The 16928-nt window shown below is 71.1% G+C and carries 18 protein-coding genes; 7 read left to right on the top strand and 11 right to left on the bottom strand.

The features are described from left to right. Positions 1-10: 10 nt before the first annotated feature. Positions 11-1225: a multicopper oxidase domain-containing protein gene (locus AC3EVP_RS21715; RefSeq protein ID WP_435131966.1), complete on the bottom strand. Its 1215-nt coding sequence runs from the start codon at positions 1223-1225 to the stop codon at positions 11-13. Positions 1226-1555: 330 nt separating this feature from the next. Between AC3EVP_RS21715 and AC3EVP_RS21720 the strand changes: the two genes are divergently transcribed. The 3 genes from AC3EVP_RS21720 (at position 1556) to AC3EVP_RS21730 (ending at position 4670) form a co-directional block, all read left to right on the top strand. Further along, positions 1556-1960 carry a hypothetical protein gene (locus AC3EVP_RS21720; RefSeq protein ID WP_335977879.1) on the top strand — a complete coding sequence of 135 codons (405 nt, stop codon included), beginning with the start codon at positions 1556-1558 and terminating at the stop codon, positions 1958-1960. Positions 1961-2256: 296 nt separating this feature from the next. After that, on the top strand, positions 2257-2973 hold the full coding sequence (locus AC3EVP_RS21725) for a class F sortase (protein ID WP_435131968.1): 717 nt from the start codon (positions 2257-2259) through the stop codon (positions 2971-2973). A gap of 203 nt (positions 2974-3176) precedes the next feature. Then, the gene (locus AC3EVP_RS21730; protein ID WP_435131970.1) at positions 3177-4670 is read left to right on the top strand and encodes a glycoside hydrolase family 18 protein; all 1494 of its coding nucleotides are present in this window, start codon (positions 3177-3179) and stop codon (positions 4668-4670) included. A 113-nt stretch (positions 4671-4783) separates the two neighbouring features. Here the strand turns inward: AC3EVP_RS21730 and AC3EVP_RS21735 are convergent, their stop codons facing one another. From AC3EVP_RS21735 to AC3EVP_RS21750, 4 genes are all read right to left on the bottom strand, one after another. Continuing rightward, positions 4784-6256 (bottom strand): GH1 family beta-glucosidase, encoded by a 1473-nt coding sequence (locus AC3EVP_RS21735; RefSeq protein WP_435131973.1) that lies wholly within the window; start codon positions 6254-6256, stop codon positions 4784-4786. Positions 6257-6369: 113 nt separating this feature from the next. Further along, positions 6370-7287 carry a carbohydrate ABC transporter permease gene (locus AC3EVP_RS21740; protein ID WP_335977883.1) on the bottom strand — a complete coding sequence of 306 codons (918 nt, stop codon included), beginning with the start codon at positions 7285-7287 and terminating at the stop codon, positions 6370-6372. Between the two features lie 2 nt (positions 7288-7289). Then, the gene (locus AC3EVP_RS21745) at positions 7290-8297 is read right to left on the bottom strand and encodes a carbohydrate ABC transporter permease (protein ID WP_335977886.1); all 1008 of its coding nucleotides are present in this window, start codon (positions 8295-8297) and stop codon (positions 7290-7292) included. A gap of 157 nt (positions 8298-8454) precedes the next feature. Then, a complete protein-coding gene (locus tag AC3EVP_RS21750; protein ID WP_435131977.1) occupies positions 8455-9789 on the bottom strand; it encodes an ABC transporter substrate-binding protein in 1335 nt (444 codons plus the stop codon). Positions 9790-10190: 401 nt separating this feature from the next. Here AC3EVP_RS21750 and AC3EVP_RS21755 point away from each other — a divergent pair, with 401 nt between their 5' ends. Next, positions 10191-11210 carry a LacI family DNA-binding transcriptional regulator gene (locus AC3EVP_RS21755; protein WP_335978082.1) on the top strand — a complete coding sequence of 340 codons (1020 nt, stop codon included), beginning with the start codon at positions 10191-10193 and terminating at the stop codon, positions 11208-11210. A gap of 53 nt (positions 11211-11263) precedes the next feature. Here AC3EVP_RS21755 and AC3EVP_RS21760 read toward each other — a convergent pair whose 3' ends face one another. The 4 genes from AC3EVP_RS21760 to AC3EVP_RS21775 form a co-directional block, all read right to left on the bottom strand. Continuing rightward, on the bottom strand, positions 11264-11800 hold the full coding sequence (locus tag AC3EVP_RS21760; protein ID WP_435131980.1) for an RBBP9/YdeN family alpha/beta hydrolase: 537 nt from the start codon (positions 11798-11800) through the stop codon (positions 11264-11266). A gap of 27 nt (positions 11801-11827) precedes the next feature. Further along, positions 11828-12037 (bottom strand): DUF397 domain-containing protein, encoded by a 210-nt coding sequence (locus AC3EVP_RS21765; protein WP_435131982.1) that lies wholly within the window; start codon positions 12035-12037, stop codon positions 11828-11830. A 69-nt stretch (positions 12038-12106) separates the two neighbouring features. Then, on the bottom strand, positions 12107-12316 hold the full coding sequence (locus AC3EVP_RS21770; RefSeq protein WP_435131984.1) for a DUF397 domain-containing protein: 210 nt from the start codon (positions 12314-12316) through the stop codon (positions 12107-12109). Then, positions 12313-13152 carry a helix-turn-helix domain-containing protein gene (locus AC3EVP_RS21775; protein WP_435131987.1) on the bottom strand — a complete coding sequence of 280 codons (840 nt, stop codon included), beginning with the start codon at positions 13150-13152 and terminating at the stop codon, positions 12313-12315. The genes AC3EVP_RS21770 and AC3EVP_RS21775 overlap by 4 nt, the downstream gene beginning before the upstream one ends. 210 nt (positions 13153-13362) lie before the next feature. Between AC3EVP_RS21775 and AC3EVP_RS21780 the strand changes: the two genes are divergently transcribed. Then, the gene (locus tag AC3EVP_RS21780) at positions 13363-14229 is read left to right on the top strand and encodes a helix-turn-helix domain-containing protein (protein WP_435131989.1); all 867 of its coding nucleotides are present in this window, start codon (positions 13363-13365) and stop codon (positions 14227-14229) included. A gap of 37 nt (positions 14230-14266) precedes the next feature. On the opposite strand, the gene AC3EVP_RS21785 is transcribed toward AC3EVP_RS21780, so the two are convergent. Both AC3EVP_RS21785 and AC3EVP_RS21790 read right to left on the bottom strand, forming a co-directional pair. Continuing rightward, positions 14267-14737 carry an NUDIX domain-containing protein gene (locus tag AC3EVP_RS21785; protein ID WP_335977897.1) on the bottom strand — a complete coding sequence of 157 codons (471 nt, stop codon included), beginning with the start codon at positions 14735-14737 and terminating at the stop codon, positions 14267-14269. 183 nt (positions 14738-14920) lie between these two features. Continuing rightward, a complete protein-coding gene (locus AC3EVP_RS21790) occupies positions 14921-15358 on the bottom strand; it encodes a VOC family protein (protein WP_435131992.1) in 438 nt (145 codons plus the stop codon). Positions 15359-15436: 78 nt separating this feature from the next. Here AC3EVP_RS21790 and AC3EVP_RS21795 point away from each other — a divergent pair, with 78 nt between their 5' ends. Further along, complete coding sequence (locus AC3EVP_RS21795) at positions 15437-15811, top strand: hypothetical protein (protein WP_435131995.1); 375 nt, start codon at positions 15437-15439, stop codon at positions 15809-15811. 36 nt (positions 15812-15847) lie between these two features. Beyond that, the gene (locus tag AC3EVP_RS21800; protein ID WP_435131997.1) at positions 15848-16831 is read left to right on the top strand and encodes a phosphotransferase family protein; all 984 of its coding nucleotides are present in this window, start codon (positions 15848-15850) and stop codon (positions 16829-16831) included. The last annotated feature ends 97 nt before the right edge of the window (positions 16832-16928 follow it).

The following is a 16928-nucleotide window of genomic DNA, read 5'->3' on the forward strand; positions in this document are numbered from 1 at the left end:
GGCGGGTCGGTCACCGCGTCACGCGGTACCTCCCCGCCATCCCGTGCATCATGTGGGCCGCCACATGGCAGTGGTAGAGCCAGTCGCCCGGGTTGTCCTCCAGGTACTCGGCCGTCAACGTGGTGGCGGGGCCGAGGAGTTGGGAGTCGGTCCAGCCGGCGGGGCTCAGCCAGCGGTGGCCGTGGACGTGGAAGACGTGGAAGGAGTTGCCGAGCGTGGCGACCCGCCACCGGACCCGTTCGCCCTCGCGCGCGGTGAACGTGGGGGCGTTGTCGACGAAGGCTCCTCCGTTGCACAGCGAGAGGTCCTGCTTCAGGCCGGTGGCGTCGTTCGCGGACAGGTCGTGGAAGAAGAGCACGAACTCCCGGTCGACGTCCGGCGTCTGCCGGTCGGTGACCGCGATCATCCCGAACAGCCCCAGCTCCGCGCCGATCTCCATGACCGGGCCGCTGCCGCCCAGCGCGCGGGAGTTCATCGAGTCGTGGGCCGGGGGCGGGGTGGTGCCGCCGGAGCCCCCGGCGGGCTGCGGCGGCGTCTGCGGTGCCGCGTGGTCGTGGTAGGGCCAACTCCCCACCGAACTGGGCACGCAGGTCCAGGTGTAGGTGTAACTCCCGCCGTAGGGCACGGCCGTTCCGGGAGAGTCGGGGTCATCCGCCATCCAGCCGCCGTCACTTGCCGGGGCGTACCGCACCCCGTGCGGGTGCATGCTGTGCGGCCACTTGTAGTGCGCGTCGTTGTTCCGGAAGTGCACCCGCAGCACGTCGCCGACCTCGGCGCGCAGCACCGGGCCGGGGATGCCGCTGTTCGGGCCGATGCCCTGCGGGCCCAGGTCGGCCGGCAGCGGCTCCGCCCAGTCGGGGGTGTAGGCGCGGTAGCCGATCGCCTGGTAGGTGGTGCGGTCCGCGGTGAAGGCCATCCCGGTCATGCCGTCGCGGCCGTTGGGCACGGCGTTGTGCGCGAAGGAGTCGGCCTGGACCCAGTACTCGCGGACCCGCCCGCCGCCGACCGCGCGGAACGCCTCCGCGGCGAACGGGTCGGCGCCGGCGCCGGGGGCCGTGCCGGAGCCGCCGAAGGCGGTGGCGGAGGTGGCGGCGGAGGCAGCGGCGGCGTCGGCGGGCGGGCCGGCCAGCGCCAGCGCGGCAGCCGCGCTGCCTCCGGTCAGCGCGCGCAGCAGGTTCCGGCGGTCGCTGCCTCGGCGCGGTTCGCGTACCGGCTCCGGTGACATGGGCGTCCTCTCGCTCGGGGGTGGGCGGCCGCCGCCCCGCGCTCCTGAGGCGCACTCAGGCGACCGCCGGGCGCGGCCCGCGGGCGTCGCCCGCCGCACGCCCACTGTGCGGGTCGAATCACCCGTCACGCGGGTGCCCCGCCCTGGAGAGTGACCGAACCAGGCAGGTGGCGGCGTCTGCCACCCGAAGAGCGGACCCGGTCACCCTGATGCGGCGATCTCCGGTGGCGGGCCCGCCGGGACTGGCTGACGGTGATCTTGTCGCCACTGCGCTTGTCGGGCTGACATGTTGTCAGCCGGCGTATGTCGGCGGCGGAAGGAATCGTCCCCATGCGTACTGCCCGCACCCTCGTGGCCGGAGCCGCGCTCACCGCCTGCCTCGCCCTCGCTGCTCCGGCCGCCCACGCCGCGGGTGCCGTCAACATCTACGACCCGAGCGGCCAGGGCTCGTCGTCGTCCTCTTCCTCGTCCTCCTCCTCTTCCTCCTCGTCGGACTCCGGCAAGTACTCGCACTCGTCCGGCAGCGACAGCTCGCAGGACGAGTCCGGCCAGGGCTCGGACGACAGCCAGTGGCACAAGCCGCACGGCGGCATGCACACCGGTGGCGGCGGCATGTCGGCGGCCGGCGGCAGCAGCCTCGCGGCCGGTTCGGTGCTGCTGCTCGGCGGCCTCGGCGCCGGTGCGTACGTCCTGCGCCGCCGTCGCGGTACGGCCGCGGCCGGCGCCCTGGCCTGACCGGTTCGCGCTCCGGTTCCCCCCTCCGGCTGCCCGGGCCGGGAGAAGAACCGCGGCTGAACCGGACCTGAGCCGGACCTGGCAGTGGCCGCCGTCGCGGTACGGCGGCGGCCGCGTCCCGGAACCCGGCCGGGACCTCCCACCGGCGGCCGGGCGCGTGCCGTCCCGCACCGCGCCCGGCCGCCCGGCTGCCCGGGACCGTCCCCCGTCCCGCCCGCGGCAGCCGCCCCACCTCTTCCCCTCCCGCGTACGCGCGGCACCCGTCATCCCGCGGACCGTCAGAAGGGCAGCACCGTATGAGCAGGCAGCAGCCGCAGCGCGAGCCACGGCCGGCGGACGCGCCGCCGGTGCGGGACCGCGGCACCCGGGTGATGCACTGGGCGATCGGGGCCACGCTGCTCGGCGCGTTCCTGGTGTTCCGCTCCTTCGGCTCCTCCGACACGGGCAGCGCCATCGGCGCGCCGATGCCCGCGCCCGCGGCGAGCGCTGCCTCGGGTTCCTCGCCCGACCCGACGGTGACGATGGGGGCCACCCCCGGCCCGTCGCTGCCGCGCTCCGTCCCGACGAAGATCTCCATCCCCACCATCGGGGTGAACGCCCCCTTCACCCCGCTGTCGATGGACGCGACCGGGGTGCTCCAGCCGCCGCCCGCCACCGACCGCAACCTCGCCGGCTGGTACCAGGGCGGTGTCACCCCCGGCGAGCGCGGCAACGCGATCGTCGCCGGCCACGTGGACACCACGACCGGCCCCGCCGTCTTCTACCTGCTGTCCTACCTGCGCAAGGGCGACCCGGTCGACATCACCCGTACGGACGGCTCGGTCGCCGACTTCACCGTGGACGAGGTCGACACCTTCTCCAAGGACGACTTCCCCGACCAGCGCGTGTACGGCGACACCTCCGACGCGCAACTGCGGCTGATCACCTGCGGCGGCGTCTTCGACCACAAGACCCGCGACTACGAGTCGAACGTGGTCGTCTTCGCGCACCTGACCTCGTCGCGGAACTCCTGACCCGGCCGGGCCGCGGTGCCCGGCCGCTCAGCGAGCGCCGAGTGTCCCCGGCACCGCTCGCCGAGCCGATCGTTAAGCCGTCCCTTCCGCTTCCTTAAGCCCGCCCTAAGAACCTGCCCGGCGGCCCTGAACTGGGCTTTTGTCCGTTCGGTGCCCGCTAGCGTGCTGCCCGCCCCCACCCCTCGAGTGCAAGGCAGGCAGCCATGGCACCCACCACCCACCGCCGCCGTCCCGGCCGCAGGACGCAGGTGCTCTGCGCGACCGTCGTGGCGGCGGCCGCCGCGGGCGGCGCGTTCGCCTTCGCCGGCTCCGCGAGCGCCGCCACCGTCGCGGCCGCGTACTCCACGACCAGCGACTGGACCACCGGCTACACCGGGCAGTACGAGATCAGCAACTCCAGCAGCAGCCCCCTGGACGGCTGGACGCTCACCTTCCGGCTGCCGTCCGGTACGACCATCGGCACGCTGTGGAACGGCCAGTACACCGTCTCCGGTCAGACCGTGACGGTCACCCCGGACAGCTGGAACCACACCGTCGCGCCCGGCGCGAAGGCCGAGGTCGGCTTCACCGCGAACGTCACCGGCGGCGGTACCTCCCCGGCCGCGGCCCCCGCGGACTGCACCATCAACGGCGCGAAGTGCTCGGTGGACGACGACCCCACCACCGCGCCCACCGGCCGCCCCACCGACACCGCCACCCCCACGGCGCAGCCCACCCAGACCCCCACCACGACGGCCACCCCGACCGCGACCCCCACCGCCACGCCCACTTCGAACTCCGGCCCGGGCGCCGGCTCGGCCGGCTCCGGCGGCTTCGCCCCCTACGTCGACACCTCGCTCTACCCCGCCTACGACCTGACGGGCGCGATGAAGGCGAACGGCGTCAAGCAGTTCAACCTCGCCTTCGTCGTCTCCGGCGGCGGCTGCACCCCGAAGTGGGGCGGCGTCACCGACCTCGACAGCGACGCGGTGGCCGCCCAGATCGGCGCGGTCCGCGCGGCGGGCGGCGACGTACGGGTCTCCTTCGGCGGCGCCAACGGCACCGAACTGGCCGGCGCCTGCTCCTCGGCGAGCGACCTCGCGGCGGCCTACGGCAAGGTCGTCGACACCTACCAGCTCACCAAGGTCGACTTCGACATCGAGGGCGGCGCGCTCACCGACACCGCCGCCGACACCCGCCGGGCGCAGGCGATCGCGCAGCTCCAGGCGAGCCACAGCGGCCTCGAGGTCTCCTACACGCTGCCCGCGATGCCCAGCGGCCTCACCCAGGACGGCATCGACGTGCTCTCCGACGCCAAGAGCAACGGCGTCGACGTGCACGCGGTCAACATCATGGCGATGGACTACGGCTCCTCGTACACCGGCGACATGGGGCAGTACGCCATCGACGGCGCCACCGCCACGCAGGCCCAGGTCAAGAGCGTGCTCGGGCTGTCCGACACCGACGCCTGGCACGCGGTCGCGGTCACCCCGATGATCGGCGTCAACGACGTGAGCAGCGAGACCTTCACCGTCGCCGACGCGGGCAAGCTCGCCGACTTCGCCACGTCCAAGGGCCTGGCCTGGCTGTCGATGTGGTCGGCCACCCGCGACAAGCAGTGCGCCGGCGGCGCCCAGAGCTACGCCGACGCCACGTGCAGCTCCATCACCCAGTCCGACGGCGACTTCGCCAAGGCCCTCGGCTCCTACACCGGCTGACCGGGCACCGGCAGCGCCGGACGCCTTCCTGCCCTCCCCCCACGGGGCAGGACGGCAGCGGGCTCCGGCCGTCGCGCACCCTCGTTCGCGACGGCCGGAGCCCTTTCGCCCCCTCAGGACCCGTCGGCCTCCTCCGACAGACCCCGAAGGGCGTTGGTGCGCGCCACCTCCGCGTACCAGTGGGCGCTCTGCTTGGGGACGCGGCGCTGGGTGCCGAAGTCGACGTACACCGCGCCGAAGCGCTTGCTGTAGCCGTAGGACCACTCGAAGTTGTCCAGCAGCGACCACAGGAAGTAGCCGCGGATGTCGGCGCCGTCGGCCAGTGCGCGGTGCACCGCGGACAGGTGGCCGCGCAGGTACGCGATCCGCCGCGGGTCGCTGACGGTGCCCTCGGGCGAGACGTAGTCGTCGTAGGCGGCACCGTTCTCGGTGACCATCATCGGCAGGTCGGGGTGCTCGTGGTGGACGCGCATCAGCAGGTCGTACAGCGCGCTGGCATCGACCGCCCAGTTCATCGCGGTGGTCTCGCCGGGCGAGAGGTGGAAGGCCACGTGCTCCGAGCCGGGCCAGGGCGAGTAGTCGCTCGCGCCGTGGCCGTCGTTGCGCGGCAGGTCGGTGCTCTCCCGGCCGTCGGAGACCAGCGTCGGCGTGTAGTAGTTGACGCCGAGCAGGTCGATCGGGCGGGCGATCTCCTCCAGGTCGCCCGGGCGCACCAGCGCGTCCCAGTCGACGAGGTGGCCGGTGTCGGCGAGCAGGTCCGCCGGGTAGCCGTCGCCGAGGATCGGGCCGAGGAAGACCCGGTTGCCGACCGCGTCGATCCGGCGGGCCGCGTCCAGGTCGGCGGCCGACTGGCTGAAGGCCCGCACCTGGTGCAGGTTGAGGGTGATCGAGGTCTGCGCGGTGGCGGGGAGCACCGAGCGCAGCGCCCCGATCGCCCGGCCGTGCGCCAGGTTGAGGTGGTGCGCGGCCTTCAGCGCCGACTCCGGCTCGGTCCGGCCCGGCGCGTGCACGCCCGAGCCGTAGCCCAGGAATGCCGAGCACCACGGCTCGTTGAGCGTGGTCCAGTACGGCACCCGGTCGCCGAGTGCCCCGGCGACGATCTCCGCGTACTCCGCGAAGCGCTCGGGCGTCTGGCGGACCGTCCAGCCGCCGGCGTCCTCCAGCTCCTGCGGCAGGTCCCAGTGGTAGAGGGTCGCCACCGGGGTGATGCCCTTGGCCAGCAACTCGTCGACGAGCCGGCGGTAGAAGTCCAGGCCGCGCTGGACGGCCGGGCCGCGGCCGGTGGGCTGCACCCGCGACCAGGAGATCGAGAAGCGGTAGGCGCCCAGGCCGAGGTCGCTCATGAGCGCCACGTCGTCCTGGTAGCGGTGGTAGTGGTCCGCCGCGATGTCCCCGGTGTCCCCGTTGAGGACCCGGCCGGGGGTGTGGCTGAAGGTGTCCCAGATCGACGGGGTGCGGCCGTCCTCGGCCGCGGCGCCCTCGATCTGGTAGGCGGCGGTGGCCGACCCCCAGACGAAACCGGGAGGGAAGTGGAGTGCGGCCGGGCTCGCCGCGGCCTCCGCACTGTGCGAGTGGACTGCTGTCATAGCGGGGGACTCCAGGGGAATCAGGGGTCGTCGGGGGAAGAGGGACCGCGGGGCGCCGCGGACGGAATGGGTGCCGGGGAAGGGTGCGAACGGGCGCGCCGGCCGCGGCGGCGTCAGCTCTTGACCGCGCCGGCGGTGATCCCGCCGACGATCTGCCGGCCCAGCACCGCGAAGACCAGCAGCAGCGGCAGCGTCGCGACCAGCGCCCCGCACACCACCACGGCCTGGTTGATCGTGTGGTCACCGGAACCGAGCCCCTGCAGCGCGACCTGCACCGTCGGGTTCTGCTGGTTCAGCGCGATGAACGGCCAGAAGAAGTCGTTCCAGGACTGCACGAAGACGAGCATCCCGAGCACGGCCATCCCCGGCCGGGCGATCGGGAACACCACGTGCCAGATGATCCGCAGGCTGTGCGCCCCGTCCACCCGCGCCGCCTCGACCAGTTCGACCGGCAGCGCCTCGGAGAGGAACTGCCGCATGAAGAACACGCCGAACGCGGCCACCAGCGACGGCAGGATCACCGACTGGATGTGCCCGACCCAGCCCACCTTGGTGATGATCTGGTAGAGCGGGATCACGGTGAGCTGCGGCGGGATCGTCATGGTCGCCACCACGAGGGTCATCAGCGCGTTGCGGCCGCGGAACTCCAGCTTGGCGAAGGCGAATCCGGCCAGCGTCGCGAAGAGCACGGTGCTCACCGCCACGCAGCCCGCCACGATCGTGGAGTTGATCAGGGCCTTGGTCATGTCGACCTGGTCCCACACGATCTTCAGGTTGTCGACGAGGTGGCTGCCGGGCAGCAACGGCGTCGGCGGGGTGACCAGTTCGGTACCGGTGCGTGAGGCCGCCACCACGGTCCAGTACAGCGGGAACAGCGAGACCAGCGTGGCCAGGATCAGCAGCACGTACGCGATCGGGCCGGCCTTCTGCTGGCCGCCGGCGCTGCGGGCGCGCAGCCGGTGCCGCTTGCGCAGCTCGGGGGAGGAGTGCCGGGGCCCGGCTGACGGGATCGGCTGGGTGAGTTGTGCCATCGTCAGCTCCCAAGCTTCCGGCGGTTGCTGCGCATCACAAGGAGCTGGACCGCGCCGATGAGCAGCAGGATCAGCAGCATCACCCAGGCCACGGCGGACGCCTGGCCCAGCTCGCCGACCTGCCAGCCCTTGTCGTACATGTACAGGCTGAGGGTCTGGTACTGGTGGTTGGAGCCGCCGGAGACACCCACGTTGCCGCCGAACATCAGCGGCTCACCGAACAGCTGCGTGGCGCCGATGGTGGAGACGATGATCGTGAAGAAGATCGTCGGGCGGATCGACGGGACCGTGACGCTGATGAACTGCCGCCAGCGCGAGGCGCCGTCGAGCGCGGCCGCCTCGTACAGGTCGGCGGAGACCGCCTGCATCGCGGCCAGGTAGATCAGCGCGTTGTAGCCGGTCCAGCGCCACGTCACGATCGAGGAGATCGCTATCTGCGCCGGCCACTTGGACGACGCCCACTGCACGTTCCCGATGCCGATGTGGCGGAAGACCTCGTTGATCAGGCCGTAGTCGGGGTTGAAGAGCTGGATGAAGACCAGCGTGGCGGCGGCGATCGACGTCGCGTACGGCGCGAGGATCGCGACCCGGAAGAAACCGCGGGCCCGCATCTGGTAGTTGAGCAGGTGGGCCAGGCCGATCGCCATCAGCAGCTGCGGCACCGTGGAGATCACCCCGAGGGTGAAGGTGTTGCGCAGCGCGGTCCAGAAGAAGCTGTTGTCCCACAGCGTCGTGTAGTTGTCGAAGCCGACCCAGGTGGCGTGCGTGCCCAACTGCACCTGGTGGAAGGAGAGCCAGCCGGTGTAGATCAGCGGGAACAGCCCGAAGGCGGCGAAGCAGAGGAAGAACGGGGCGATGTAGGCGTACGGCGAGGCCTTGGTGTCCAGCCGGAACGCCTTGGCGCGCCAGCCGCCGGGCGGGCCGGGGTCGCCGCTCTTGCGGTTCTTGCGGGCGTCGGTCCGGGACGACCGGGGGCTGCCGTCGGACGTCGCCCTGACGGAGGTGGCCACGAGTGGCGTCCTTCCGGTAGGGGAATCAGCGGGTGTCGACGGATGTCGACCGGGGAGCGGGGGGAAGCGCGAAGAAGCGGGGGAGAAGAGGGGCGCGGGGCCCCGGACACGGGCCGCCCGGCAGGTGGGAGTCACTGCCGGACGGCCCCGACGCCGGTCAGCCCGTGCTGACCTGGTCCTTCACCGTGGACTTGACCTTGTTCCAGGCCGTGTCCTTGCTGGTGCCGTGCTGCTCCATGTCGAGCAGCCCGTTCTTGGTGATGATGTCCTTCACGGTGCCGTCGTTCGGACCGATCGGGGCGGGCTGGATGTTGTGCGCGGTGTCCGAGAAGATCTTGCCGATCGGGGTGCCCGGGAAGTACGCGTTGGTGGTGTTCGCCACCGCCGGGTCGTCAAGGCCGCCCTTGGTCGACGGGATGTTGCCGAACTTCTGGAAGACCTTCACCTGCTGCGCCGGGGCGGTCAGCCACTGGGCCAGCGCCTCGGCCTCGGCGGCGTGCTTGCTCGCCTTCGTCACGGCGAGGAACGAACCGCCCCAGTTGCCGGCCTGCGGCGGTGCGGCGACGTCCCAGTTGCCCTTGTTGGCCGGACCGGAGTCCGAGGCGACCTGGCCGAGCATCCAGCTCGGGCACGCCACGGTGGCGAACTTGTTGGTCTTGAACGCCGAGGTCCAGCTGGTGTCGAACTGCTGGAGCTTGGCGGTCAGGCCGTCCTGCACCGCCTCCGCGGACAGGTTCCACGCGGTCTGCACCCCGGGGCTGCTGTCGTAGATCAGCTTCCCGCTCTGGTCGGAGTACTGCGTGGTCTGGCTGGAGAGCACCGCGTTGAACAGGCCGCCGGCCGAGTCGGTGAAGGACACGCCCTTGGCGGCCTTCGCCTGGAACTGCTTGCCGACGTTCACGAACTTCTGCCAGTCGCCCGCCCACAGCGCGGCGACCGCGTTGCGGTCGGTCGGCAGGCCGGCCGCCTTGAACATGTCCTTGCGGTAGCAGATCGCGGTCGGGCCGACGTCGGTGCCGACGCCGATGATCTTGCCGTCGGAGGTGGTGGCCTCCTTCTCCTTGTAGTCCAGCCAGTCACTGGCGTTGAAGCCCTTGACCGTCTTGAAGTCCACGAACTTGTTCGCGTACTGCGGCTGGACCGCGTTCGCCACGAAGCCGATCTCGATCGCCTGGATGTCGTCGAGGCCGCTGTTCTGGTTGAGGTGCAGCTTCAGCGAGTTCCAGTAGACGCCGCTGTCGGAGACGTTGTCTTCCTTGATGGTGATGTTCGGGTGCAGCTTGTGGTACTCGGCGAAGAGCTTCGCGCCCGTCTTGTCGTCGTAGCCGAAGGCGCCGTAGTCACCGATGCGCAGCGTGATCTTCTCGTTGGACGACCCCCCCTTGCTGTCGTTGTCGCTGTTGCTGCTGCAACCGGTGATCAGGGTCGCGCAGGCTGCGAGACCCGCGACCGCGATGACTGCGGTCCTGCGGGTTCTGCCGAAAGTGCGCATTCCACTCTCCTTGTCAGGGTGGGCCGTGCGGTGCGGTGGTGCGTGCGATGCGGTGGTGCGGTGGTGCGGTGGTGCGGTGGTGCGGTGTGGTGCTGGTGGAGCTGTCCCCGGGTGGTGACGACGCGGTGATCGTCGGATGCAATGCGTGGGAGCGCTCCCACTAGGCTTGCCGGAACACTCATGCCTGCGAGGGGTCAGTGTCAAGATGTGAAGTCGATTTCGTTGCCGGAACGTGTCCGGGACGGACGGATGGTCACTTCTTGAACGTAAGACGTCGTACGGGCGGCACCTGGGCCCTGGCACGGGTACTTGTAACGTGGGAGCGCTCTCAGGAGCTTCGTCCCGGTGGAAGGACCTCGCGCTAAGGTGGCGCGCAGTGAGTACAGGAGGCTCCAGTGACCATGCACGGTCGGCGCAGCGGACGGCCCACCCTTGAGGAGGTCGCCGCGCGCGCGGGGGTGGGGCGCGGCACGGTGTCCCGGGTGATCAACGGCTCACCGCGGGTCAGCGAGCGGGCGAAGACGGCCGTGGAGGCGGCGATCGCCGAGCTGGGATACGTGCCGAACCGAGCCGCGCGGGCCCTGGCCGGCAACCGCACCGACGCGATCGCCCTGGTCATTCCCGAGCCGGAGACCAGGCTGTTCGCCGAGCCGTACTTCTCCGACATCATCCGCGGGATCGGCGCCGAACTCGCCGACACCGACATGCAGTTGCTGCTGACGCTGATCAGGACGCCGAAGGAGCGGGCGCGCTTCGCGCAGTACCTCGAGGCGCACCGGGTGGACGGGGTGCTGCTGGTGTCGGTCCACGAGGACGACCCGCTGCCCGACCTGCTGGAACAGCTCGACATGCCCGCGGTGCTCAACGGGCGGCGCTCGGACCTGGAGTCGGTGTCCTACGTCGACGCCGACAACGTGGGCGGGGCACGGGCGGCGGTCGCCCACCTCATCGAGCGCGGGCGGCGCCGGGTCGCCACGATCACCGGGCCCCCGGACATGTACGTGGCGCGCTCCCGGCTGGAGGGCTACCGGCAGGCGGTGGCCGCGGGCGGCGCCGGCTACGGGGAACTGGCCGCCGCCGGGGACTTCACCGAGGAGGGCGGGCGCCGCGCGATGCGGGAGCTGCTGGCGCGCTGGCCCGACGTGGACGGGGTGTTCGCCGCGTCCGACGTGATGGCGGCCGGTGCCCGGGCGGTGCTGCGCGAGGAGGGCCGCAGCGTGCCGGGCGACGTGGCGCTGGTCGGCTTCGAGGACTCGGCGATCGCCCGGCACATGGACCCGGCGCTCACCTCGGTGCGGCAGCCGACGGAGGAGATGGGCCGGACCATGGCGCGGGTACTGCTGGAGGAGATCGCCGAGCGGACGTCGGTGCGGCGGCATGTGGTGCTGGCGACGGAGCTGGTGCGGCGCGAGTCGGTGTGAGCCGGTGTGAGGGCAACTCATCCGTGTGGTACGGCGGTTGGGCCTCAGGGGTTTCAGGGGATCAGCCGGTCCAGCAGCTCGAAGGTGTCGTACGGCTGGTCGTAGTCCCCGAAGTGCCCGTCGTCGCGGACGATCTGGGTGCCGCCCAGCCGCTCGAACATCGCCCGCCCCTGGTGCTCGTCGCAACCGTAAGGGTCCTTGCGGGAGTTGATGAAGTACAAGTCCCGAACGTGCGACCTGATCGCCGCCCAGTCGTAGGTGTCCTGGAGCACCGGCTCCGCCGAGTCGTTCGGCCGCGTGGCGTACCCGGCGACCAACACCGCCTGCGCCACCCGCACCTCGATGTGCTCCAGCACGGCCAGCAGCAGGGCGGCGCCGCCGGAGTGCCCGACCAGGACCGTGTCCTCGTCGAACCGCTGCGCGGTCAGTACCTTCGGCAGGAACGTGCCGATCGGCTCCACGTTCAGGTCCGGGTAGTGCGGCGCGTCCACGGTGTAGCCGCGCGCGGCCAACTGCCCGGCCAGCCAGGGGTACCACGCCACCTCGGGGTTCGCCCCCGTGCCGTGGAAGACCACCGCGTTGCGCGCCATGCCGAACCTCTTCCTTCGGGCCGCCGGTCAGGCGGCGGGAAACTCCCCTGCTTTCACGCTCGCTACGAACGAGGCGAACGCGTCCACCGGGAAGACCAGTGCGGGCCCACCCGGGTCCTTGCTGTCCCGCACGGGCACGACGCCGTGTACGTCAACGAGGTTGGCGGCAACCTCGACGCAGGTGCCGCCGTTGTCGCTGTAGGAGGACGTGAACCAACGCGGTGACTCGGTCGTCATGGGGTGCCCTTCGCGGTCGGCATGGCCTGCGCCGCCCTCCGTCAGCGGCGCAGGCCATGCCTACCCGTGTCAGACGGTGCCGAACTCTCCGGCCTTGACCCCGGCTACGAACGACGCGAACGCGTCGGTGGGGAAGACCAGTGCGGGCCCGTCCGGGTTCTTGCTGTCGCGTACGGGGACGACGCCCTGTACGTCAACGAGGTTGGCCGCGACCTCGACGCAGTTGCCGCCGTTGTTGCTGTAGGAGGACTTGAACCAACGGGGGGACTCGGTCGTCACGACATGCCCTTTCGTAGCTGGCGGATCATGGCCACGGACGCCGCCTGGGACAGCGCTTCGGCCTGGAGTTGATGGTAGGCCGTCAGCATGGGCACCACGGACACGTTCTCCCTGTCCAGGTGACCCTGGGCCTGTGACTCGGCATAGCAGAGAACGGACCGGTCCGCCATGGTCAGCAGGTTGACCGGCAGGTCGAGCGTTCTGCGTTCGGCCATCTCGAACGGCGCGACCTGCAACAACGTGTTCGGCTGCTCGGCGAACTCGATCAACCGCGCCAGTTGAGCGTCCATGACGGCTGGGCCACCGATGGGCCGGAGAAGGCAGCTCTCGTCCATGGTCACGAACATCATCGGCGGCCGGGGCCGTATCAGGGCCGCCTGCCGTTCCGCCAGGAACGCGACGCGTTCATCCGCTTGTGCGGGCGTGATGGCGCCCCGCTGCACGGCGCTGTCCGCCAGCACCCGCGCGTACTCCGGCGTTTGCAAGAGACCCGGGACGATGCCGATCTCGTAGAGCCGGATCTCGACCGCCCGGCCCTCGTAACCGACGTAGTGCGGGAAGCCCTCCAGGAGGGAGCCGTGGCGGATCTGGCGCCACTCGCGCTCGAAGCTGTCCGTGCCCTCGCCGGTGCCGAAGGCTATGTCAACGCTGCGGGAGAATCGAAGAGTTGGAACCTTACGAGCAGTTTCGACGGCCGAAATATGCGTGCTGGCATATCCCGTCTCGGTCGCGAGGTCCTCCTGCTTCCAGCCACGCGCTTCCCGTGTGCTGCGGATTCGTGCCCCGTACGCGGCCTCGGGGCTGGCTTCGGGGTCCAACTCCTTGCGATTGACCACTCTTCAACAACCTTTCTTTCCTGTTTTGCAGGTTGATCGCGTTTTGACCCTAGAGGACAGTGGCGCCAAGCGGTAGTGGTCTCGCTACGGAGAGGAGTTGAGCATGCCCGGAAGTGCGCGTTCGCGCTGGTCAGGGGCGGGTTTGAACCGTTGAACCGCCGACCCGGCGATACGAACTGAAGGATCGAGCGAAGAGGAGAGGGGAGCCGTATGTCCGACAGGGTCGGGGTCAACGAGGCAGTGATCGCCTCGGACCCGCATTCGGCGCGGGCGTTGTACGCACGTCAGCTCGGCGCGCTGCGCGAGAAGGCGGGGATGAGCTACATGCAGTTGGGCGCGTTGTGCATGTACGAGCAGTCGTATCTGCACCGGTTGGAGCGCGGGCAGCGCCTGGGCACGCTGGAGGTGGCCCGGATGCTGGACAAGGTGTACGGGACCGGGGACCTGCTGGAGCGGCTGTGGCGCCTGGCGAAGCGCGAGACGACGGACCAGCTCGTACGGAGTCCGGCGCCGTTCGAGGTGAACGCGGCCCGCATCCGCGAGTACGCCGGCCACGCGATTCCCGACCTGCTCCAGATCCGCGCGTATGCCCTGGAGCAACTGGAGGGGGCGCAGTTGCCCGAGGAGCAGGTGGCGGCCGAAGTCGCGGAGCGGTTGGAGCGCCAATCCGCGTTGGCCGGCTCGGAGCCGGTGTACTACCGGGCGTTGATCGACGAGGCGGCGCTGCGGCGCAAGGCGCGGGACCCGCAGACGTGGACGGCCCAGCTGGAGCACCTGATCGAGGCCGCCCAGTGGCCGGGGATCGCGCTGCACGTCGTGCCGTTCGCGGCCGGACCGCACCACCTGCGCGGCTCCCTGGAGCTGATCTCCCTGCGCGACGGCTCCACCGTGGCCTACACCCAGGGCAGTTGGAGCGGCCACCTCACCGACGACCCGGAAGACATCGAAGCCCTACGCGTCGCCTTCGACGCCCTGCGCGACACCGCCCTCCTCCCCGCCGAATCCCTGACCTTCCTCCGCACCCTCCTCGAGACCCACACAACAACCCATCCGCACTCCGCGCCCGACCCGCGGTGACCTCGGCGCCCCACCCCCGGCACGAGCGACCGGCCCGCTACCCGAGGTAGGGTGCAGCGCGATTCTCGAGGAAGTGGGTCAGCCGCAGGCGCTGGGTGTGATGCATCGGCAACGTCTCGATATCGCCGGGGGCGACGAAACGAAGTTCCGTCGATTCATCGGACATGGCCAGCGATCCGCCGGTCACCCGCGCCGTGAAGCACACATTGAACTGGCGGCGTACCTCCCCATCGCTGTACGCGATGATGTGGCGCGGATCGGTGTAGGTGCCGACCAGTCCTGTGATCTCCACGTCCAGCCCCGTTTCCTCCTTGACTTCTCGCACGGCGGTCCCGGGGAGCGAGTCGGCCATGTCCATTCCGCCGCCCGGAAGTGCCCACAGGCCGTTGTCCGTCCGGCGTTGCAGCAGGATACGGCCTTCGTCGTCCGTGACGACGGCCGATGCCGCGACCACAAGGCTGTTCGGCTTCGGTGCTTCCGGGTCGTCGTAATACTCGGTTCGCGCCATCCTCAGACTTCCTGTACGGGTTGGCCCAACGCGGGCTGCATCCGGCACGCTGCAAACAAGGTCGGGCCGACTCTGCCCGTGCGCCTTCGCGGCGAACCCGACGAGTGCGGCGCGCCCGCGGCCGCCCGGAACTGACGAGCGGACCACCAGCAGTTCCGTCCGGATGCCGGGCCGGCGGGCCGGTCAGTCGAGGCAGAACTCGTTGCCCTCGATGTCCTGCATGGTGATGCAGGACTCGTTCTCCTCGTCCGCCACCTGCTCCAGTACGAGGGTCGCGCCGAGCGCGAGCAGGCGGTCGCACTCGGCGCGCAGTACGGCCAGCCGCTCGTCGCCGACGAGCCCGGTGCCGGCCCGGACGTCCAGGTGGACCCGGTTCTTGACGACCTTGCCCTCGGGGACGCGTTGGAAGTACAGCCGCGGGCCCGCGCCGGAGGGGTCCACGCAGGCGAAGCTCGCGCCCTGTTGCTCGGCGGGCAGCGAGCGGTCGTAGGCCGCCCAGTCGGCGAACCCCTGCGGCGGGGGCGGCACCACATAGCCCAGCACCTCGCACCAGAAGCGGGCGACGCGCTCGGGCTGCGCGCAGTCGAAGGTGACCTGGAACTGCCTGATCGTCGTTGCCATCGGCGCACCCTAGCAAGGACGGACGGCGCCGCGGCCCGGAACCGCGCACCGACACCCGGTCGTCGTCCCCTGCGTACGGTGACACGTCGGAACGGCATCCGGGAGGCACCAATGGACGGCGGCGGCGGGCACGGCGGCGACTCCGGGCACAGCGGGGGACACGGCGGCGGACACAGCGGGCACACGGCCGACGCGGGCCTTGGCGCGGCGCTCGGCGCGGGCATGGACGCCCACGGCGGTCAGCACGGCTGGCACCACGGCCACCCGAGCGAGTACGGCGGCGGCCCCGACGGCCCCGTCGACCTGGGGAGTTCGGGCGGGAGCGGGCAACCGCGCCACGGCAGCGGCCCCGGCCCCGGCCGCCCCAGCTCCGGCGGCTACGGCCCCGCGCTGGTGGCCGTCCTCGGCGTCCTGGCCGTCGGGCTGCTGATGTTGCTGCTCCTCGCCCACTGAGGCGGAACCGCCGCGGCAGGGGGTTAACCTGCCCCCATGGGTTCGGGTGAGGGGGCCGAGGACATCGGCGCGGATCGTGACGGTCGGGGGTGGGGCGCCACGCGCTCCTGGGTGGAGAAGGGGCTGCCCGAAGGGGAGCGCATCGAGGAGGCGGTGCGGCTGCGCGGCGGCTGGACGTCGGAGATGCGCCGCCTGGACCTCTGCGGCCCTGATGGGCGACGCTCACTTGTCCTGCGGTCCTTCGTCACGCCTTTCTTCGTCCGGCACGCGGAGGGCCTGCTGACCCGCGAGGCGGATGTCCTGCGTCTGCTCGGCGACACTGACGTGCCCGCGGCCACACTCGCGGCGGTGGATGCGACGGCGCGGTACTGCGATCACCCCTCCTTGCTGATGTCCCTGCTGCCGGGGAGCGTGCGCCTGGACGACGCGGGTGCTGACGACCGCGCCGAACTGCTGGCCCGACAGCTGGTGCGTATCCACCGGTTGCCGGTGACCGCGCGGCAGCGGCCTCGCCCGTACCAGGCATGGACCTCTCCCGAGCGGGTGACGGTGCCCGCGGCCACCGAGCGGCCCGAACTCTGGCAGCGGGCCGTCGACGTCATCCGCCGAGAGCCCCCGGCTCATCAGGGGTGCTTCCTGCACCGGGACTTCCATCCCGGCAATGTCCTATTCTCAGGCGCCGACGATGACCTCCGGATCAGCGGGGTCGTCGACTGGGTGGAGACCTCGTGGGGGCCGGCCGACCTGGACGTGGCCCACTGCTCGACCGCCCTCGCCCTGCTCCACGGGGTTCCCGCCGGCATGGCTTTCGCCGATCGCTACGTCGCCGCGGGAGGGACCCTGGCCGAACCCGGCACCGCCCATCTCTACTGGCGGCTGCTGGATGCGCTGGGTTTCGCCCCGGACGCGGAGAAGGTCGCTGCCCCCTGGCGTGAACTGGGCCGTGCCGACCTGACGGCCAGTGCCCTGACCCGCAGGCTGGAGGAATACCTGGAAGCCCTCATCGACCGCTACGCCTGAGCCGTGTGGACACGGTCCGGGAGCTCGGTTCCGGCGTCCCTCACCATCGGCGAGGTGAGGGACGCGGGGGGGGGGGGGGGGGGGGGGGGGGGGGGGG

Source organism: Actinacidiphila sp. bgisy144, from assembly GCF_057708105.1.